The organism is Vibrio sp. 10N.247.311.14, assembly GCF_041467715.1.
Classification (GTDB): Bacteria; Pseudomonadota; Gammaproteobacteria; order Enterobacterales; family Vibrionaceae; genus Vibrio; species Vibrio crassostreae_C.
This window is the reverse complement of sequence record NZ_JBFSVE010000024.1, coordinates 40499-61032: the sequence shown is the minus strand read 5'-3', so window position 1 is coordinate 61032 and position 20534 is coordinate 40499. Positions and strand designations below refer to the sequence as shown.

Below are 20534 nucleotides of genomic sequence, written 5' to 3'. Positions count from 1 at the left end.
CCTAGCCCCTCCCAAATCAGGAGGAGCCAAAACAATTTGTCGTAAGTTAGTTGGTGTCAGCTCAATGGCTGAATTAAATTGACTGGCTAGCTTGTAATTGACTAGCTCGCTAGCGAGTTCTCACTCAGTGCGTCAAACAGGTGGAAAGCATCCAAGTCCAAGTAAAGTGTCAGCTCTTTCACATCCACTTCAGCGGCTTGGGTTTCAACCATCAGCGGTTGACCACCAATTTCTGTTTTCAGAAGAATGCTCGCGCCAAGTAGTTCCTTGTCTTTAATTTTCACAGGGAATGGCAGTACGCGATCGTGGTCGACTTGCTCAGCACGAAGGTGGATATCTGTTGGACGAACACCAAAGTGAAGCGCTAGGTTTTTAGAGGCCAAAGACTTAAAGCGATCTGGCAGTGGGATATGAACATCGCCAAGTTCAACAAAGTATTCGCCTTCTTTTTCAATCAGCTTGGCTTCCAACATGTTCATTGAAGGGTTACCAATGAATTGCGCGACAAACTTGTTAGCAGGGCGTTGGAAAACCTCTGTTGGTGTACCCACTTGAGCCACATAACCGTCTTTCAGGATCACGATGCGATCCGCCAATGTCATCGCTTCGATCTGATCGTGTGTTACGTAGATCGTGGTGGTTTTAAGTTCACGGTGTAGGTGTTTGATCTCTTCACGCATCACACCACGCAGCTTTGCGTCTAGGTTAGATAACGGCTCATCAAACAAGAACACTTTAGGTGTACGAACCATCGCACGGCCCATTGCTACACGCTGACGTTGACCACCAGAAAGCTCTTTCGGCTTACGACTAAGTAGTGGATCAAGCTCTAGCATTTTCGCCGCTTTTAAAACTTCTACGTCGATTTCAGCTTTCGGCATGCCTTTCAGTTTTAGTGCAAACGCGATGTTCTCGTAAACGGTCATGTGTGGGTACAGAGCGTAGCTTTGGAATACCATCGCCAAGTCACGGTCTTTCGCATCGACTTTATTCATCAACTTACCGCCAACCACAATGTCGCCAGAGCTGATGCTTTCAAGGCCAGCAAGCATACGTAGCGTAGTCGATTTACCACAGCCAGATGGGCCAAGGAAAACCACGAATTCACCGTCTTCAACCGTAAAATCAAACTCTTTTACAACTTCAACGTCATCGAATGATTTTTTGATGTTCTTAAATTCTACTTTAGCCATTATCTGTTCTCCTCAGCGCGCTCTAGAAGCATATTTCGGTACGCAATTGCGCTCTGTTTCAGTGTTCTTTCTTGGGTGGTGTAATCAACATGGACGATGCCAAAGCGTTGGCAGTAGCCGAATGCCCACTCAAAGTTATCCATCAGACTCCACGCAAAGTAGCCATCGACTTTCACACCCGCTTCAACTGCGTTGTGCACCGCTTCGATGTGGCCTTGGAAGTAACGAACACGTTGGTCATCCATCACTTGTCCGTTAACACGCTCGTCGTTACCTGCTGCACCATTCTCTGTAATGTAGATAGGCGGCATATTTTCGTAACGAGCATCCAGTCTTACCAATAAGTCGGTTAAACCTTGTGGGTTGATCTCCCAGCCGATGTAAGTGTGTTCAGCGTCAGTCTGTTTTACTGATTCAATGTCGCCGTTCTCGTTGAAGCGAGCGACATTGCGTGTGTAGTAATTGATACCGATGTAATCAACTGGTGCACTGATGATGTCTAGATCGCCTTCTAGAATCATCGGCATGTTCATCGCTTGGCGCTCGACAACTAGCTGTGGGTATTCACCTTTCAGTACAGGGTCGATGAACCAGTGGTAGTTCTCTGCTTCACAGTAGTCTGCAGCGCCTTGATCTTGCGGTGTCAGTGGGTAAGCCGGAGTCGCGTTAAATACCACACCATGCTTAGCATGAGGCGCGTTCTTACGAAGAATCGGCATTGCCAAACCGTGTGCCAGCATTAAGTGGTGAGACGCTAGGTAGCCCTCTTTCTCACCCTTGATGCCTGGCGCATGCTCGCCCCAACGGTAGCCCAAGAACGCAGACACAAACGGTTCGTTCAATGTTGTGTAAACATCAATCTTGTCACCAAAGTAGTTACTCACCACTTCTGCGTATTCTGCAAACTTGTAAGACGTTTCACGGTTCAGCCAACCACCTTTGTCTTCAAGGTATTGCGGCAGATCCCAGTGATAAAGCGTTACGTAAACCTTCATCCCACGAGCATGACACTCATCGATGATCTGCTCATAAAACTCTAAACCTTGCTGATTCACCACACCGTCTTGCGGCAGGATACGTGGCCATGCAATTGATAGGCGGTAAGCGTCAACGCCTAAGCCTTGAATCATCTCGATGTCTTGTTGCCACAGATGGTAGTGATCACACGCCACGTCACCATTGTCGCCGTTATCTACCTTACCCGGCTTCTTACAAAACGTGTCCCAGATAGACGGTGTACGACCGCCCTCTTCAACGCCGCCTTCAATTTGGTATGAAGATGTCGCGACACCGAATACAAATTCCTTACTGCGTAACTTTGAATCACTTGGAAGTTGAAATTTATTCATTGTTATAACCCTTAAACCTAACCTTTAACTGCGCCGGACGTTAAACCACTGATCATCTGTTTCGATGCGAACAGGTATGTAATCACAAGTGGTAAAATAGAAATTGTGGTACCTAGCATTACCGCGCCCCATGGCGTATTCGGAATACCTTGAACACTTCGTAGTGCTTGTGTGATGACGTAATTGTCAGGGTTGTTCAGCACCACAAGAGGCTGCATAAACATGTTCCAGAAGAAAACGAACTGAACGATAGCCAATGTTGCGAGTGCAGGCTTCATCAGTGGCAATACCACACTCCAGTACGTTCTGAACTCACCTGCGCCATCTAACTTCGCTGCTTCTAATAGCTCTTTAGGAATCGATGCAATCACGTGCTGACGCATCAAGAAGATACCAAATGGTGTGGTGGTGAACGGTAGCCATACCGCCATGTGGTTATCCAACAAGCCTAAGAATTTCACGATCATGAAGTAAGGGATCAGGCTAAGCACAGGCGGAATCGCCATTGAGCCAACCAGCATGCCGAACAACACGTTCTTTCCGCGGAACTTAAACACAGCAAATGCGTAGCCACCCATGCTACAAAACAGCAGCGAGATTGTGGTGCCTAAGAAAGCCACGTAAATCGAGTTAAACATCGCTTTCCAAAACGGCATGATTTCCAGCAGTTTTGCGTAGTTCACCATCAGGCTGTCGCCAATCGCAAAGCTGATGCCCGAGCCGAAGATCTCCGAACGGTCACGTGTTGAAAGCAGTGCTGACCACACAAATGGGAACACCGTAATGATTGCGGAAACAATCAGTAATATGCCGAGCATGACCATCAAGATCTTAGTCATGATGTACATGGTGCGTTCGCTTGGCATTAGGCCACTTAATGGTGAGGTATTTGTCTTAATTGATGTCGACATCTTAATGTTCCCCTAAGCCTTTCTTACCGAAGAATAAAAATTGAACCAAAGTACAAGACGCGATCAGTGCAAACAGAAGCCATGAAATTGCTGACGCTGTGCCCATTTCTAACCATTCCCAACCCACTTTGTAGAGGTACATAGAGATAGTTAAACCAGATTGACCCGTACCACCTGTACCACGCGTTAGAACGAACGGTTCTTCAAACATTTGCAGGTTACCGATGATGGTCATGGTGATTGCAAAGAAGATGAATGGACGAATCATTGGTAGTGAGATGTTCCAGAAGCGGCGGAAGGCATTCGCACCATCCATACGTGCAGCTTCTAAAATGTCTTTAGGAATCGTCATTAAACCTGTGGTGTAAAGGACGATGTTAAAACCGGTGTATTTCCAGAAAACCATGATCGCGATAGACGGCTTCACCATAGTGGCATCGTCTAACCAACGGATGGGTTGGAAATCGTTAACCCAAGCGAATGCCCAACCAAACAGCGTGCTATCGGCCAGAGCCATCAGCGTTTGGTTAATAATTCCTGAGTTAGGAGAGTACATATTGAAGAAAATCAGTGACGCTGCGACCGTTGATGTAATGAACGGTAGAAAGTACGCCGATGTTAGCCAGTGACGCATACGGTCACCCATTGAAACCAACATGTAAGCCACTGGAATAGCGACTAAGTGCTGAGCCACGCCTGAAGTGATTGCTAGCCAAAGCGTGTTCTTCAATGAACGCCATAGCCATGGGTCCGTTAAAGCAATGTGATAGTTCTCAAAACCAACGAACTCCATCGCATCCATGCCTCTTACTGGGTTCCACTCGTGGAACGACAGGTAAACAGAGAACAACAGCGGGAAGATCCCAAATACAGAAAAAATGATCAGAAACGGCAGAAGAAATCCATACGGTGTAAGCGCTTTCAAATTTAGACGAGAAAAAAGGCTTTTGTCCGCAGGTTCTATCGTTGTGCTCGCTGTATGATTCATAGTAACGACCTCTTAAAAAGGAAGCGCGTTATCCACGCTTCCTCACTTACTTAAAGTAAAAACAAATTAAAGATTACGCGTGCGACGCTTGATTAGACGCTCAGCCTCTTTAAGCGCTGTCTTGATGTCTTTGCCTTCATCAAGTACTTCCATCAAAGCGTTCTCTAAGATAATAGAACGTGCAACGTGGTCGCCTTGTGCTGGAGATACTGGTTTGATGTTCTGTGCCACTTCAGCAAACAGTAGACGGGCTTTTTGTCCGCCTAGGAATTCCATCTCTTCTTGGAAAAGCTCATCGTCATACGTGGTGATGTTCGCTGGGAAAGCAGCAATCGTTTCGAAGTGTTTAAGCTGTACTTCACGATCCGTCGTCATGTATTCAATAAGCGCCCAAGCTTCATCTGGGTTTTCTGATTGAGTTGGGATAGATAGGAATGAACCGCCCCAGCTGCCGTAGATACCATCAGGTAGGTTTTCTACTGCCCACTTACCTTTAGTTTCAGGAGCAATCCAGTTGTTTAGGTGACCAAGAAGCCAAGCGCCAGAAAGTTGAGTTGCAAATGTGCCGTTGCGGAAGCCTTCGTACCATTCGTTAGACCAAGCCAGAATGCGACCGTCTAAGCCTTTGTCGCGAATCTCTTTTGCTACTTCAAAAGCGTGAACAAAACGCTCTGATGTCACGACTGGGTTGCCATCTTTATCGAAGTACAGACCTTCACCTTCAGGAACCGTCGTAAAGATAATCGCTTGTGCCACGTCGGCTGCCGAAGCGATAAGTTGTACGTTTTGCTCTTTCAGTTTTTCACCAGCAGCGATGTATGAGTCCCAATCTTTGATTGCGTCTTCTACATTAATGCCTGCTTTTTCGAATACGTCAGTGCGGTAGTACATAACGCCAGGACCAAGGTCGACAGGGATTCCGTACATATCGCCATCAGCGCCTTTGCCCTGTGCCCATGCGTAAGGTGCGAATCGTTCTTCGTACTTATCTGCACCGTAGTTTTCAGACAAGTTAACTAGGCCGCCAGAACCCACGAATGGACCAATTTTCTCAACGTCCACAACAATCACATCACCCGCACCAGAACCCGTTGCAAGGTTCGTTGTCAGTTTCGTGTGGTGGTCACCGTGGTTGTTCATAAGGTAATCAACTTTGATACCCGTTTCCTTTTCGAAATCAGGCAGTAATACCTTCAGGCTGCTATCGAAATCAGGGAAACCGTCGAAACGAATTTCTTTGTCTGCTGCATTTGCAGCTGTTGTACCTAATCCTAAAGCAACCGCGCATGAAAGCGCTAAGGTCTTAAATTTCATGTTCTATCCTTAATATTTTTATAGGGTAACTGGTAAATCCGATACCGAGTTTCTAGTGACCAACGTCGGCAGCAATTTAAAGTTCACGTCATGTTTTATTTTCTTTAGCTTTTGCAGAGTGAGCTGCACAGCTTCAATGCTCATCTCTTCAATGGGGAAATTAATGGTGGTCAAACTAGGGGTCAGATAGCGCGCGAAGATGGTGTTATCGAAGCCCACCAGTGATACATCTTTCGGAACTGACAGCCCCTCTTGATGCAGCACCTCAAAGGCGCCAAATGCCATGTGATCATTCGAAGCAAATACTGCGGTGAAATGACACTTACGATTCATCAGCTTCTTCATAGCACTGATGCCCGTCTCTTCAGTAAAGCCCGCTTCCGAGACTAAGGCTTCATCGTATGGCACACCCGCTTCTTCCAAGGCCTTTCGATACCCCTGCAAACGCCCCCTAGCATCTGCTTTATCTAAAGGCCCGGTAATACACGCGATATCTGTATGTCCCTTTTGCAAAAGATATTGAGTAGCGAGTAGCCCCCCGACTTCGTTATCAATATCAATGCAACTCATCGCCATTTCTGGGATGAAGCGGTTAATTAAAACCACAGGGGTCCCCTGTTCTTCCAATTCAATTAAATAGTCATCACTGAGCAGTTGAGTATGAAGAATCAAAGCATCGACACGACGCCCCAACAGAAACTCCACCGACTCGCGCTGCCCTTGTTCGGTGTTCGAACCCGCTGTAACCACTGCGTGGTAACCGAAGCGGCGTAGGTTTTCCTCTATGCAATGCAAGATGCCTGAATAGAAAGATCCGCCCAGTTCTGGAACAACAACACCCACACTTCCGGTACGACTTGAAGCCAAAGCCTGAGCGATAGAGTTCGGGCGATAACCCAGCTCTTTGATCGCCTTTTCAACCTTTAACTTCTTGTCGTGGCTCACTCTACTGGTGCCGTTAATCACTCTAGACACTGTCGCTTGAGACACACCTGCATGCTCTGATACGTGTTTAATTGTTGCCACTCGAACCTCGATACTTCATTAGCTTGTAACCGCTTACAAAACGATTATTAAAGAAAGGCGTCTTGGTTGAAGTGAGTGTCATCACACTAAACTTGGAGGTAAAAAGGCTGGATTTGGAAATCTTGAAAGCGCTTACAGATTCACTTCACGCCATGAAACTGTTTCATGAAATTATTGTTCATATTATCAAGATGGCGCTCGGTTACTTGTTCGTCAGATCAAACAAGCCCGCCTAAATCCATTTTTTGAAAACGTCATTTGATGATGAATCCGCAGCTGACGGCAATATACACGGGGAAAGTGACCTTGTTATTTCAATGGCCTTTCGAAATTGTATGAGAACATTTCACGGTAATTTTAGCTCAAAGCCTTTTCATCAGAAAAACCAGATACGAAAACGCCCAGCGGAAGGCTGGGCGTGAAATCATAGAAGAAATTAGCTGGCTCTAATCTTTGTGATTAGATGATTCCGCTAACTTAAACTCTTGAGTTAATGAGAATTGCTGTTGCGACATAGTTTCAAGCTGTTGACCGTGGGAAAAAAGCACTTGAGAACGTTGCGAGTTATCTTCAGCCAAGGTGTGTATCTGACTGATATTTTGAGTGACTTGAGAGGCAACGACTTGATGCTCTGTCGTCGCGGTCGCAATTTGATGGCTTCTTTGCTCTACTTCGTTCAGAAGATCAGACACCGTCGATATCGAGTGATTCACTTCGCCCGTTTGCTCAACACATTGAACCATACCCACCATGCACTGATTGATCTGTTCAACCGCCAGTTTAGAGCTAGTTTGCAACTGCTCGATCTTGTTGTGTATCTCTTGCGTAGAAGCATTGGTTTTGGCCGCTAACACGCGAACTTCATCAGCCACCACAGAGAAACCGCGCCCTTGTTCTCCTGCTCGCGCCGCTTCAATGGCGGCATTCAATGCCAACAAATTGGTTTGTTCAGAGATACCAGATATTACATCCAAAATAGAGCCAATACTGGCGCTTTCGCTTTCAAGCTGGCCAATGGTCGCTGTTGATTCTGCTAACTTACGCTCTAAACTGCCCATCAACTCGACGCTTTTGTCCATCGTCTGTTGGCCATGATTGGAACTCGACACCGCTTCGGTCACCAAGGTTAACGTTTGATTAGCGGCTTGAGTTATTTCGGTCACTGAGCACTCGATTTGCTCCATGGCCGTTGCCACCATCACGGTCTGATTGGTTTGGTCTTGCATCGCCTCGCTCAATGAACGGCTAGTGCTTTGGTTCTCCAAAGATGCTTCTTTTAGGCGCGTTGACGATTGGCGCATGTTCTCAATCATTTGAGTCAGGTGACTGATCACTAAGTTGACCTTGTCGCTCACTGAGCCGAACTCATTATTGGCTTGATACTGCACCATCGCGCTCAAGTCTTTATTGGCAACTTGGTCGAGTGCACTTTGTAGCAGCTTGCTTGGTTTACGGATACCTTTGGCAATATTCAACCCGATCAACAGAGCAATAAGCACGGAAGCAAGTGCAATAAAACCCTGCATCACAAGGGCTTGCTGTGAAGAGTCCATCGATTCGTGATACAGGCGTGTCGCGGTGTCTTCAGCGTACATTGAAAGCTCATCAAAGTGACTTAACTGTTGATCGATTAGCTGTTCAATTTCCTGCTTTTGAAGGGAGATAGACTCATCGAGTTTGACGGTTTCTTTATGGGTAGCGACTGAGCCACTGGCTGAAAACGCGTGTGAAGCGAGCAACGATAAAGACTGTTTACTGCGGCGCAGCAAAGATGAATCCAGATTATCTAAACCTGCGACCGCTTGTTCGAATCGCTCTTTGCGACTTTGTAGGCGACGCTCTACCCCACGAACCTCCGAAGATGTTTGCAGTGAAAACGCTTCGTTGGCTTCCGCGGCAATCAAACTCAATTGCACCAACAAAGCTTCGACTGCCTTTTGTGTCTGCTCTGAATCTGCACTCGCGAGTTGATTCACCAAAGTATTATTGAGCTGTCCAACCACAGATTGAAATTGCGCTTGTCCCATCGAACCGAGATCTTTGCTATCCAAATACTCAACATAAAGCTCTAATACCTGCTCTATCTTATCGATAGTCAACAAACCTGTTTGAGTGATGTTGTTAAGCATGGCTTCCATTTGTGAACCAGCTACGCCCTTACCTTCGAACCAGTTCAATTGCTGCTGATATAGCTCGATGTTGTTTAAGACGGTTTGTTTCAGTGGCTCAAGTTCATCAATATAGTTAGCGGATAAGTAGGGTGTGGTGCTGCGATTAATGTCCAGAAATCGGATGGTTAACGTTGAAGATTGAAGTATTAATGGCGTAGCTTGCTGGGTGATGTTTTCGATTCGAGTGGTGATGTCTTTATTGCTACTGATGCTTAACCATGCAGAACCCAGCATGATCACAATCAGTACGAAGAAACCTAAATAAACTCGAGACACGATGGAAGAAAGTCTCATAGTAAATCCCTGAACTAGTGGCGAAAAAAAGGGCACAAAAATGTGCCCAAGAATGGAGTTAATTGAAACGTGCCCTAATCAATCTGCCTTTAGGGCTAAAATGGACAGTATTTACGTACTATTGAAAAGCATGGATATTCGAAAGCATGGCTCTTTGAAAATATGCCGAATTCAAAGAGCCGCTCTTTCTATATCGGTGATTACCACCAAGCTTCAAACATTGCGCCGAACGACAATGTGTCAACATTCGTTGTCTTCACTGTGTTGCCTTTGGTTTCTACATCACCCACGGTTGTGTAGAAACGAAGCATTGGACGGCTCCAAGGTAAGCCACCTAAAGATACGTTTTGAGACAAAGTGACTTTCCACGCGTTCTCTTCACCGTCATCATCGTAATCAACCATGCCGTAGCCAGCTTCTAACCATGTAGAGTGAACATCATCCCATTGGTACTGTGGACGAACGATACCCGCGTATTCAGTATTCTCACGATCTAAGTCTGAGCCAGAGTTGTCTTTGTAAGACACTAAGTAATCAATGATGAACTGTTCAGATGCAGCGTAGCTACCCTCAACACTTGCATAAAAAGTCTGGTAATCACCTTTAAGGTCATATACCGATGAATCAGCACCGTCACCGTACTTAACAACCAACTTGTTAGACTCACCCAAGCCTAATGTTGCACCTACTAGGTAGGCCGTTTCATCACTGACTTTTTGTCCTTGAGTCACGACAGGCTGCATTGAATCTGTCACTGGATCGTATACGTACTCAGTCGTCGTAGACGTATCCGCTTCGCTCGATGCAAAACCGTAGTTCGCGTAAAAATCCAGATTACCAATACCTGCGTCAATACTGTGTAGCTTCGCTGTCACGGCGTATCGGCCATTGTCATTTACGAGGCCGCCTTTCACTTGGCCAACAAAGCCCATATCTAGCTTAGCGCCGCCGAAATCTAGGTTGTTAAAGCCAGCGCCTTGACCATCGTGTGTCATCCAGAAGTAATCGTTCAAACCTTGTTGCGGACGTTGATGGAAGTCGCGACCAGCCCACATATAAAGTTCTGGTTGGCTTTCAAATACGTTAGTTACACCTGCGTACATTTTTTTCATACTCAGGCCGCCGTCGTCAGCCCAAGCGTCTGCTTCCCAGTGGTCAGCCATGAATACGATGTCCCAAATCGCACCATTGTCAGCTTGGAAAAGCTTAGCTAGCTGAACTTCACCACCATTAGCTTCGTTACCCAAACGACCGACAGAACGACCTGTTGTACCGATGTCTACGTAACGCTCATCACCGCTCTTGTAGTGAGCGCCGTAACGAGCATAACCAGAGAAGACGATGCCATCTGGCACCTTAGTTTCTGCTGTTAAAACTGCGGGTTGTTGATCATTAACATAATCAATATCCACAACCCTAGATTCTAACTCTTGAATTCGTTTTTCTAATGCTTCGATATCAGTATCAGCAGCAAAAGAAGAGAGTGAAGCAAGCGAGGCCGCCACTGCGACTGTTATTGGCAAAAGCTTAAATTTTTGCATTGTAATTCCCTATTATTTTTTTGAGTTTTCATCGAACAGGGAAATATTAAGCAATGAAAGAGTTGAAAAGTTGGTCGCTGTTCACACTGATAAATCAGCTTAAATGCCATGAAACTTTTAGAAAATCCATGACTAAAACTACTGACTTTAGATCAACAGGTTATAGTGAAAAATGCGTAAAATATCAGCTTGAAATCGCTTTCATTTCATCAGTAATGGTGGCGGCTATCACGGAAAAGGGTGTCGAAAAGCAAAGAGAACGAGGTGTGAACTTGATTGATTTTCATATATATGAAAAGCCTCAAAATCTAAGGCAGATTTTGAGGCTTTTTGGTCTGAGTTAAATACCCAGTTATCTAAAATCAAGTATTCGCTAAAGTGAATCTAGGGACTCAATCCCCATATTGAACAAGGTAAATGCGTAGATATCTGCAGTGAGATCGATCGCTTTACTCAATGGCATTCCAGCACCATGCCCTGCATTTACGTCAATACGAATCATCACGGGCGCACTACCTTCATGCTTATCTTGCAGCTCTGAGATGAACTTATAAGAGTGAGCCGGTACTACGCGGTCATCGTGATCAGCGGTCGTCACCAATGTTGCTGGATAATCCGTGCCACGCACCACATTATGAACCGGAGAATAGCCAAGCAGATATTCGAACATCTCTCTGTTCTGCGCGGATGTGCCATAGTCGTACGCCCACCCTTCGCCAGACGTGAATGTGTGGTAACGCAACATGTCCAACACCCCAACAGCAGGCAGAGCCACTTGGAACAGCTCAGGCTTTTGTGTCATACAAGCTCCTACCAGCAAGCCTCCGTTAGAACCGCCGCGAATCGCCAACTTATCGCTACTGGTGTAGTTTTCTTCAATTAAGAACTCGGCAGCAGCAATGAAGTCGTCAAAGACATTCTGCTTTTTCTGCTGAGTTCCCGCTTTGTGCCACGCCTTACCATACTCACCACCGCCACGCAGGTTCGGCACCGCATATACGCCACCCAGTTCTAGCCAACTGCCAACCGTGCCCGAGAAAGAAGGCGTTAGGCTAACGTTAAAGCCACCATAGGCGTACAACATGGTTGGATTATTGCCATCTAACACTAATCCCTTCTTATAAGAGATAAGCATCGGAACCTTGGTGCCATCCTTCGAGGTATAGAAGACTTGTTTAGACTCAAATTGATCCGACTCAAACGGAGACTCAGAGCGTTGGTAGATTTCAGAATTGCCTGATTCGACATCGAAAGAGAAAATCGTTGGCGGCGTTACATAGTTGGTAAAGGTGTAATAAAGCTGAGTTTGCTCGTTTTTTCCACCTAAGCCACTGGCCGTTCCCAGCCCAGGCAAATGAATTTCACGAACTAGGTTACCTTGGTAATCCAACTGCTCAATCTTAGACACCACATCCACCATGTAGTGAGCAAACAAGTGGCCACCACCCGTGCTGATATCCAATGGCTGTGGCTTTTCAGGGATGATTTCGAGCCATTTCCCATCGCGAGTACCAAAGCTCACCACCTTGCCATTAGGCGCATCAAGATTCGTATATAGAATGAAGGTCTCATCTTGGTTATCGATGAGATAAATGTCGCTATCCACATGATCAATCAGCGTGTTCAGCTGTTGTTCTGGTGAGTTTAAATCGATATAGAACAGTCTATTACCCGATGTCGACTCTCGCCCTAGAATGATCAAGTAACGGTCGTCTTCGGTGGTATAGCCTGATACATAGCGGTGCTGCTCAGCGTTGTTCTCACCAAAGATAACTTTGTCGCTAGCTTGCTCTGTACCCAACTCATGGAAGTACAGCTTGTGTTGCTCAGTACGAGCAGAGAGTTCACTGCCGTCTGGCTTGTCGTAACTAGAGTAATAAAAGCCGCGATTACCCAACCAAGAAATACCAGTAAATTTGGCGTCAGTGATTTCGGCTTCAAGCTGCTGTTTAGTCTCGGTATCAATCACGAAGATCTTGCGCCAGTCGCTACCACCTTCAGAAATGCTGTACGCCACTAAGCTGTAGTCTTTAGAAAACGACACCGAGCCTAGAGGTGTGGTGCCGTCTTCCGAGAAGGTATTCGGATCTAGGAATACTTCAATCGACTGACCTTCTTTCTGACGATAAAGAATACTGTGATTCTGCAGTCCATCATTCTTATAGAAATAGGTGTAATCACCTCGCACAAACGGCTGTGAGCTCTTTTTGTAGTCTTGCGCTTTCGCTAATCGCTCTCGCAGTTCTGCGCGATACGGGATTTGAGCGAGGTAATCAAACGTGATTGCGTTTTGACTCGCCACCCACTTCGCGGTCTCGTCACTTCTGTCGTCTTCTAGCCAACGATATGAGTCTTCGATTATCTGACCAAAGTAGTCATCGCTGACGATCTGTTTATTGGTGATTGGATATGGATACTCTTTTAAATAGCTCATCGTGATCCTTATTAAAAATAGTGAGAAATCGTCAAGTAGCGCGTTCTGATATGTTCAATCAATAACTTAATCTTGTTTGGTGGCTGGCGAGTAAAAGGGTACACCGCATAAATTCCCAGCTTTTTACCGACTAAATCAGGGAAGATATCCACCAGCTGGCCGTTACGAATATCGTGATACACCAGACAACGTGGCACGTACGCCACACCATGACCGCCCAAAGCGGCTTTTCGTAATGCCGTCGCGTTATCGGTAGAGAAAGAGCCAGAGACGCGCACGATGTATTTGTCGTTGTCGGTACAGCCATCCTTACTGTGTAAGAACTGCCACTCACTAGCGCCTGTCGTTTGATAAGCGTATTGCAAGCAATTGTGCTCAACCAAATCCTTGGGCTGCATCGGCTTACCGTTCTTAGCAATATAAGACGGCGAAGCGCACACCACCCATTGTGAATCCAATATATGACGAGCAATGAGGCTTGAATCTTCCAAGTAGCCGGTTCGAATCACCAAATCGAGACCATCCTCAACCAAGTCGACAAAGCGATTATTCAGAGACATATCGACCGTTAAACCTGGGTGCATATTACAAAACTCGGCAACAGCGTCTGCCAGAATCAAATCTCCGGAGATAGTAGGCACTGACATTTTGATATGACCACTAACATTTTCACCAAAGCCTGAAACTGCGTCCATAGCCTCTTGAGCTGCCTGCTTCACATTTTTGGCCCCGTGTAACATTGCCTTGCCCGCCTCAGTCAAGGTCAATTTACGCGTGGTTCGATATAATAATTGCACGCCAATCTCTTCCTCTAAACGCGCAATTCTCTTACTAACTACCGAATTTGTAAGGTTATTTTGCTCTGCCACCTTACTGAAGCTGCCTAGTTCTACCACCTGTGAAAACAGGATCAAATCGTCTGCTCGCATCTGATTATGCCAATTTTGGAATTAATTATTTTCATTATTTCCCTATATCAATAAAAAATAAAGGGGTAAATTCACGCCAAATTAACAAAACAATTACAAAAACAGTCATTCCAATTACAAGATTCGCCTAAAGAAGGTTCCCGTTTAGAGGCCAAAGCGATTCAAATAATGACAAACCATAACGTGATCTTTACTTCAAACATGAACGTTTGAAAACAGTACGAGGAAGTACCCATGAGTGAAACTCTACTAGCCCTATTGGCATTTTCACCAATAGTTGTTGCAGCGATTCTGCTGGTTGGCCTTAACTGGCCTGCAAAAAAAGCGATGCCTGTGGCATTTGCCTTAACCGTTGCTATCGCCCTACTTGCTTGGGACATGTCTGGCACTCGCGTGCTGGCTTCTGTATTCCAAGGCTTCGGCATTACAGTGTCGGTTCTCTGGATTGTGTTCGGCGCCATCTTCTTATTAAACACTTTGAAACACACCGGAGCTATCACCACCATCCGCAACGGATTCACTGATATATCCGCTGACCGTCGTGTTCAAGCAATCATCATTGCTTGGTGTTTCGGTTCATTCATTGAGGGCGCATCTGGCTTCGGCACACCCGCTGCAATCGCCGCTCCCTTACTCGTTGCAATCGGCTTCCCAGCATTAGCTGCGGTACTGATGGGCATGATGATTCAATCTACGCCGGTATCGTTTGGCGCGGTTGGTACACCTATCATTGTTGGCGTAAACAAAGGTTTGGATACGCACAACATCGGTGAAAGCCTGATTGCCAATGGTTCAACATGGGATGCTTACCTACAACAGATCACATCAAGTGTTGCGATCATCCACGCCTGCGTTGGTGTGATGATTCCTGTATTGATGGCGATGATGCTGACTCGCTTCTTCGGTAAGAACAAAAGCTGGACTGAAGGTCTTGATATCCTGCCATTCGCACTGTTCGCAGGTGCCGCTTTCACCATTCCTTACGCACTAACGGGTGTTTTCCTAGGTGCTGAGTTCCCATCACTGATTGGTGGTTTGGTTGGCCTTGCGATTGTTGTAACAGCAGCAAAACGCGGCTTCCTAGTACCTAAATCAAAATGGGATTTTGAGAGCGAAGACAAGTGGCCTGCAGAATGGCTAGGTTCTCTGAAAATCGACCTTGACGACAACAATCAAGGCCATAAGAAGATGAGCATGGCGATGGCATGGGCACCATACGTGCTGCTAGCGGTGACCTTGGTTGCGAGCCGCGTGAGCCCTGAATTCAAAGGCCTACTGAAGAGCGTTAGCCTATCGTTCAGCAACATCCTTGGTGAAACCGGTGTGAGCACTGCGATTCAGCCTCTGTATCTACCGGGCGGTATCTTGGTCTTCGTCGCGCTGGTTGCTGTTCTCATGCAATCTCGCAGCGCAACGCCACTGGCTAAAGCCTTCGGTGAATCGAGCAAGACTCTGATTGGCGCAGGCTTTGTGTTGGTGTTCACCATCCCAATGGTTCGTATCTTCATTAACTCTGGTGTGAACGGCGCAGATTTAGCAAGTATGCCCGTAACCACGGCAAACTTCGCAGCTGACCTCGTTGGTAGCGCATTCCCAGCATTGAGTGCAACGGTTGGTGCGTTAGGTGCCTTCATTGCAGGTTCGAACACAGTTTCAAACATGATGTTCAGCCAGTTCCAATTCGAAGTAGCGCAGACTCTGACTATCTCTAGTGCGGTGGTTGTTGCTCTACAAGCCGTTGGTGCAGCAGCAGGTAACATGATTGCGATTCACAACGTGGTAGCGGCATCAGCAACTGTTGGCTTGCTAGGACGCGAAGGTGCAACCCTACGTAAGACAATCATTCCAACGTTCTACTACTTGGTGATGACAGGCATCATCGGCCTAGTGGTTATCTACGGATTCAAAATGACCGACGCACTTATGTAAACCATAAGTCGTTCAAAAGCACTTGGCGTTAATACTCAATTCCCCGACAGCGACACCGTCTAATAAGACAGTTGATGAGTTCCGGGATGGATACTAGAGCACATCAACACCCATGGGTATTAACGCCATTTTCCCGAATTAAAGCAGCCCAAACCAAGCTCTCAAAGAAGAGCAACATCCCAAGAATTTAGGACTGAAATTATGATCATATCCGCATCGACTGATTACCGCGCCGCAGCAAAAGCGAAATTACCACCGTTTCTTTTCCACTACATTGATGGTGGCTCTTACGGAGAACATACCCTACGTCGCAACACGGCTGACCTAGCTGAGATTGCGCTAAAACAACGCGTACTCAACGACATGTCGGACCTAAATTTGGAAACCGAACTATTTGGCGAGAAGCTAGCGATGCCAATCGCACTGGCGCCTGTTGGTTTAACGGGTATGTACGCAAGACGCGGTGAAGTACAAGCAGCAAAAGCCGCCGACAACAAAGGCATCCCTTTTACCATGTCGACCGTGTCGGTATGTCCGATTGAAGAAGTTGCACCTAAGATTGAACGCCCAATGTGGTTCCAACTTTACGTGTTAAAAGACCGTGGCTTCATGAAGAACGTTCTTGAACGCGCTAAAGCCGCTGGCGTCACAACACTGGTCTTCACCGTGGATATGCCCGTACCCGGCGCTCGCTACCGTGACATGCACTCAGGAATGAGTGGTCCAAATGCAGCAGTACGCCGCGTATTCCAATCTATGCGTCATCCTAGCTGGGCAGTTGATGTCGGCTTACTGGGTAAACCACACGACCTAGGCAACATCTCTACTTATCGTGGTTCTCCTACCAAGCTGGAAGACTACATCGGTTGGTTAGGTGATAACTTCGACCCGTCGATTTCATGGAAAGATCTAGAGTGGATTCGTGATTTCTGGGACGGTCCAATGGTCATCAAGGGCATTCTTGATGAAGAAGATGCAAAGGATGCGGTGAGATTTGGCGCAGACGGCATTGTGGTTTCAAACCACGGCGGCCGCCAGCTTGACGGCGTTCTATCAAGTGCCAAAGCGCTGCCTTCGATTGCTGATGCAGTTAAAGGCGACACCAAAATTCTGGTCGACTCTGGCATTCGTACTGGCTTAGATGTAGTGCGCATGATGGCGATGGGCGCAGATTGCACCTTACTTGGCCGCTCATTCGTCTACGCGTTAGCGGCTCAAGGACAAGCAGGCGTTGAGAACCTACTCGACCTGTACGACAAAGAGATGCGCGTTGCGATGACTCTAACTGGCGCCAAGACAATCAAAGACTTAACCCGTGAATCTTTGGTGGGGCTAGATTAAGTCCGTTGATTCACTGTAATGCTTTGGTCTACTTAGACCGAAGTTCAATCGGTGTCACAGCAATTCCACTGCCGTTGTGACACCGTTTAAGCACTGGAAAATAAAATAAAAAAACAAAAAAGCAAATCAGTGCCAAATAAGAAGCACAAGGAAGCAAAGATGGAGACAAACACATCCCATGAGCGAGTAGTAGATCCACAAGCTTATAAGCAGCTTGAAGCGGTACTGGCTCAAAGAATAGAAACAGAACGCGTTGTCACACAAGAGGCAAAGCGCTTGGCTTACGGCACCGATGCGAGTTTCTATCGCTTGGTACCGAAAATGGTTCTAAGGCTGAAAAACTTAGATGAAGTGATATTCACTATTCAAAGCTGTCGCGAACTGGGCATTCATTTTACCTTTCGCGCTGCGGGTACCAGCCTTTCAGGCCAAGCCGTTTCAGACTCGGTACTTATTACTCTGACCGACGACTGGCGTGGCCATGAAATCGTCGACAACGGCAATCAGATTATCCTTCAACCGGGTGTGATTGGTGCTGATGCTAACAAATACCTCGCCCCTTTCCAACGTAAAATCGGCCCAGACCCAGCCTCTATCAACACCTGTAAAATTGGCGGTATTGCCGCGAACAACGCCAGCGGTATGTGTTGTGGTACTGCGCAAAACTCCTATCGCACCGTCGAGAGCATGAAAATCGTATTGAGTGATGGTTCCCTGCTTGATACGGCAGATAACGCCAGCGTTGAAGCTTTCAAGCAATCACACAAAACGTTGTTTGAAGGCATTATTGATTTACACAGACAGACTAGCTCAAATCAAGAACTGGCAGACAGAATCCGCCACAAGTACCGTCTTAAAAACACCACCGGCTACGCGCTCAATGCATTGGTCGATTACCACGACCCAATTGAGATCATAAAACACCTGATGATTGGCTCAGAAGGCACACTAGGCTTCATAGCCGAGATCACTTACAACACGGTGATTGAACACCCGAACAAAGCTTCAGCGCTATTGGTGTTTGCCGACATCGAGCAAGCAAGTAAAGCCGTAACTACATTATCCAAAACTCCGGTTGCAGCCGTTGAGTTAATGGACGGCAGGGCGCTACGTTCTGTCGCGGATAAACCGGGTATGCCTGCGTTTATGCCAAACCTAGATTTAGAAGCGGCGGCTATTTTGGTGGAATCACACGCCAGCTCCCAGCAGGACTTAGATTTACAATGTAAATCAATTTTGGATGCATTGGCTGATTACACGATTGTTGAATCGGTCCCTTTTACGTCCGATCCAAAGACTGTTGCAACCCTGTGGGGCATTCGAAAAGGCATGTTCCCAGCAGTTGGGGCCGTTCGTGAAGTTGGCACAACCGTTATCATCGAAGACGTGGCTTTCCCTGTTGAAAACCTGGCTAACGGTATTCGAGAGCTGCAAGAGTTGTTCGATAAATACGACTACAGCGAAGCGATCATTTTCGGCCATGCACTCGAAGGCAACCTTCATTTTGTGTTTACCCAAGGCTTCGACAGCCAAGAAGAGATCGACCGTTACGGCGGTTTCATGGATGACGTTGCCGAGCTAGTTGCAGTGAAGTATCAAGGTTCACTGAAAGCGGAACACGGCACGGGCCGAAACATGGCACCTTATGTGGAATTGGAATGGGGCAAAGATGGCTATGCCTTGATGCAACAGATCAAAGCGCTGTTTGACCCAGAAAGGCTGCTTAACCCCGGCGTTATCATCAACGACAATCCAAACTCCCACATCACAGACCTGAAGCCAATGCCTGCTGCCGATGACCTTGTCGACCGCTGTATCGAGTGTGGCTTCTGTGAGCCTGTTTGTCCGTCTCGTACCTTAACTCTATCGCCACGCCAACGTATCGTGCTGTACCGCGAGTTACAACGCCGCCGAGCTGCGGGTGAAGAGATAGAAGCCAGTGAACTAGAGAAAACCTTCGAATACCAAGGCATTGATACCTGCGCCGCAACCGGCCTGTGTGCCGAACGTTGTCCAGTGGGAATCAACACCGGTGATTTAATTAAAAAGCTTCGTATTGCCAAGTACGAGAAATTTACGCCAATCGCTAAGTGGACAGCGGATCATTTCTCGACCACTACAAAACTCACCAAGGCTGGCCTCAAAACCAACCAAGTAGCGAGCAAAGTATTAGGCGCAAATACTGTCGGCAAGCTAACTAACGGCTTGCGCTCTATCACCAAAGGCGCGACGCCGGTTTGGATGCCTGAGATGCCGCAATCCAATAGTCACACGCTAGTCTCATCACCAGTGACGGCAGAAAACTCAAGCAATCATAAGAAGGTGGTTTACCTCCCTTCCTGTGCAAGTCGCACCATGGGACAACAAAGCGATGCGGGCGACCAACGTCCTCTGACTGAAGTGACTATGTCTTTGCTCAATAAGGCAGGATTCGAAGTGATTCTGCCGAAGAAATTAGATGACCAATGTTGTGGTATGCCTTACGACAGCAAAGGGATGACCGATTTAGCCCAATCTAAAGCGCAACAGCTCGAAGAAGTGTTGTGGCAAGCCAGTCGTCAAGGTGAATACCCAGTCTTAATGGATACCAGCCCATGTGCTAAACGCAGTATTGAACAGTTCACCAAGCCGTTAGAGGTATTAGAGCCAACAGGGTTTGTGAATCAATACCTGCTTGAGCACCTGATACTTGAGCCGCTGCAAGAAACCGTGATGCTGCATGTGACTTGTAGTTCTCGTCGAATGGGCTTAGAAGGCGCGATGTTGAGCCTTGCTAAAGCCTGTACCGAAGAGGTGATTGTTCCTGAGCATATTCAATGCTGTGGTTGGGCGGGCGATAAAGGTTTTACCACTCCAGAGCTGAATGAAGCGGCGGTACACCCACTCAAAGAACAAGTGCCGAGCAACTGCACTCGTGGCTTTAGTAACAGCCGAACCTGTGAGATCGGTTTATCACACCACAGTGGCATTCCGTATCAATCAATCTTGTACTTGGTGGACGAAGTGGCGCAGTAGATCCACTCATACTGCGAGCAACGTGCTCTAGCTTAAAACGAAAAATGGCAGCCCAATCAGGCTGCCATTTGTTTATTCGATTTAAAACGTATTACCGAG

General features: G+C 46.8%; 14 protein-coding genes. 4 read left to right on the top strand and 10 right to left on the bottom strand.

Going from position 1 to position 20534, the window contains the following annotated elements:
- Window positions 1-101: 101 nt before the first annotated feature.
- From AB6F11_RS11000 to AB6F11_RS10965, 8 genes are all read right to left on the bottom strand, one after another.
- Window positions 102-1193, bottom strand: a complete 1092-nt coding sequence (locus AB6F11_RS11000) for an ABC transporter ATP-binding protein (protein WP_102398447.1) — start codon at window positions 1191-1193, stop codon at window positions 102-104.
- A complete protein-coding gene (locus tag AB6F11_RS10995; protein ID WP_102398448.1) occupies window positions 1193-2542 on the bottom strand; it encodes a GH1 family beta-glucosidase in 1350 nt (449 codons plus the stop codon). The genes AB6F11_RS11000 and AB6F11_RS10995 overlap by 1 nt, the downstream gene beginning before the upstream one ends.
- Before the next feature lie 17 nt (window positions 2543-2559).
- The gene (locus tag AB6F11_RS10990; protein ID WP_017061568.1) at window positions 2560-3408 is read right to left on the bottom strand and encodes a carbohydrate ABC transporter permease; all 849 of its coding nucleotides are present in this window, start codon (window positions 3406-3408) and stop codon (window positions 2560-2562) included.
- A 46-nt stretch (window positions 3409-3454) separates the two neighbouring features.
- Complete coding sequence (locus AB6F11_RS10985; RefSeq protein WP_102398449.1) at window positions 3455-4441, bottom strand: carbohydrate ABC transporter permease; 987 nt, start codon at window positions 4439-4441, stop codon at window positions 3455-3457.
- A gap of 66 nt (window positions 4442-4507) precedes the next feature.
- Window positions 4508-5755: an ABC transporter substrate-binding protein gene (locus AB6F11_RS10980; protein WP_009846151.1), complete on the bottom strand. Its 1248-nt coding sequence runs from the start codon at window positions 5753-5755 to the stop codon at window positions 4508-4510.
- Window positions 5756-5773: 18 nt separating this feature from the next.
- Window positions 5774-6781, bottom strand: coding sequence for a LacI family DNA-binding transcriptional regulator (locus AB6F11_RS10975; protein ID WP_012601182.1), 1008 nt, complete (start codon window positions 6779-6781; stop codon window positions 5774-5776).
- Window positions 6782-7227: 446 nt separating this feature from the next.
- On the bottom strand, window positions 7228-9246 hold the full coding sequence (locus AB6F11_RS10970) for a methyl-accepting chemotaxis protein (protein WP_102398450.1): 2019 nt from the start codon (window positions 9244-9246) through the stop codon (window positions 7228-7230).
- Between the two features lie 200 nt (window positions 9247-9446).
- A complete protein-coding gene (locus tag AB6F11_RS10965; RefSeq protein ID WP_102398451.1) occupies window positions 9447-10787 on the bottom strand; it encodes a carbohydrate porin in 1341 nt (446 codons plus the stop codon).
- A 53-nt stretch (window positions 10788-10840) separates the two neighbouring features.
- Here AB6F11_RS10965 and AB6F11_RS10960 point away from each other — a divergent pair, with 53 nt between their 5' ends.
- Window positions 10841-11131: a hypothetical protein gene (locus AB6F11_RS10960; RefSeq protein ID WP_102398452.1), complete on the top strand. Its 291-nt coding sequence runs from the start codon at window positions 10841-10843 to the stop codon at window positions 11129-11131.
- Window positions 11132-11160: 29 nt separating this feature from the next.
- Here AB6F11_RS10960 and AB6F11_RS10955 read toward each other — a convergent pair whose 3' ends face one another.
- Complete coding sequence (locus tag AB6F11_RS10955; RefSeq protein WP_102398453.1) at window positions 11161-13221, bottom strand: prolyl oligopeptidase family protein; 2061 nt, start codon at window positions 13219-13221, stop codon at window positions 11161-11163.
- A gap of 11 nt (window positions 13222-13232) precedes the next feature.
- On the bottom strand, window positions 13233-14150 hold the full coding sequence (locus AB6F11_RS10950) for a LysR family transcriptional regulator (protein WP_009846145.1): 918 nt from the start codon (window positions 14148-14150) through the stop codon (window positions 13233-13235).
- Between the two features lie 234 nt (window positions 14151-14384).
- Here AB6F11_RS10950 and AB6F11_RS10945 point away from each other — a divergent pair, with 234 nt between their 5' ends.
- From AB6F11_RS10945 to AB6F11_RS10935, 3 genes are all read left to right on the top strand, one after another.
- Window positions 14385-16079, top strand: a complete 1695-nt coding sequence (locus tag AB6F11_RS10945; protein WP_065583580.1) for an L-lactate permease — start codon at window positions 14385-14387, stop codon at window positions 16077-16079.
- 201 nt (window positions 16080-16280) lie between these two features.
- Window positions 16281-17420 (top strand): FMN-dependent L-lactate dehydrogenase LldD, encoded by a 1140-nt coding sequence (lldD, locus tag AB6F11_RS10940; protein ID WP_102320301.1) that lies wholly within the window; start codon window positions 16281-16283, stop codon window positions 17418-17420.
- Between the two features lie 159 nt (window positions 17421-17579).
- Entirely contained in the window at window positions 17580-20435 is a 2856-nt protein-coding gene (locus tag AB6F11_RS10935; RefSeq protein WP_102393061.1) for an FAD-binding and (Fe-S)-binding domain-containing protein, read from the top strand.
- The last annotated feature ends 99 nt before the right edge of the window (window positions 20436-20534 follow it).

Bases quoted from the DNA above. Each gene is read 5' to 3' on its own strand.
- AB6F11_RS11000 (WP_102398447.1), bottom strand. From the start codon at position 1,193: ATGGCTAAAGTAGAATTTAAGAACATCAAAAAATCATTCGATGACGTT.
- AB6F11_RS10995 (WP_102398448.1), bottom strand. From the start codon at position 2,542: ATGAATAAATTTCAACTTCCAAGTGATTCAAAGTTACGCAGTAAGGAA.
- AB6F11_RS10990 (WP_017061568.1), bottom strand. From the start codon at position 3,408: ATGCCAAGCGAACGCACCATGTACATCATGACTAAGATCTTGATGGTC.
- AB6F11_RS10985 (WP_102398449.1), bottom strand. From the start codon at position 4,441: ATGAATCATACAGCGAGCACAACGATAGAACCTGCGGACAAAAGCCTT.
- AB6F11_RS10980 (WP_009846151.1), bottom strand. From the start codon at position 5,755: ATGAAATTTAAGACCTTAGCGCTTTCATGCGCGGTTGCTTTAGGATTA.
- AB6F11_RS10970 (WP_102398450.1), bottom strand. From the start codon at position 9,246: ATGAGACTTTCTTCCATCGTGTCTCGAGTTTATTTAGGTTTCTTCGTA.
- AB6F11_RS10965 (WP_102398451.1), bottom strand. From the start codon at position 10,787: ATGCAAAAATTTAAGCTTTTGCCAATAACAGTCGCAGTGGCGGCCTCG.
- AB6F11_RS10960 (WP_102398452.1), top strand. From the start codon at position 10,841: ATGAAAGAGTTGAAAAGTTGGTCGCTGTTCACACTGATAAATCAGCTT.
- AB6F11_RS10955 (WP_102398453.1), bottom strand. From the start codon at position 13,221: ATGAGCTATTTAAAAGAGTATCCATATCCAATCACCAATAAACAGATC.
- AB6F11_RS10950 (WP_009846145.1), bottom strand. From the start codon at position 14,150: ATGCGAGCAGACGATTTGATCCTGTTTTCACAGGTGGTAGAACTAGGC.
- AB6F11_RS10945 (WP_065583580.1), top strand. From the start codon at position 14,385: ATGAGTGAAACTCTACTAGCCCTATTGGCATTTTCACCAATAGTTGTT.
- lldD (WP_102320301.1), top strand. From the start codon at position 16,281: ATGATCATATCCGCATCGACTGATTACCGCGCCGCAGCAAAAGCGAAA.
- AB6F11_RS10935 (WP_102393061.1), top strand. From the start codon at position 17,580: ATGGAGACAAACACATCCCATGAGCGAGTAGTAGATCCACAAGCTTAT.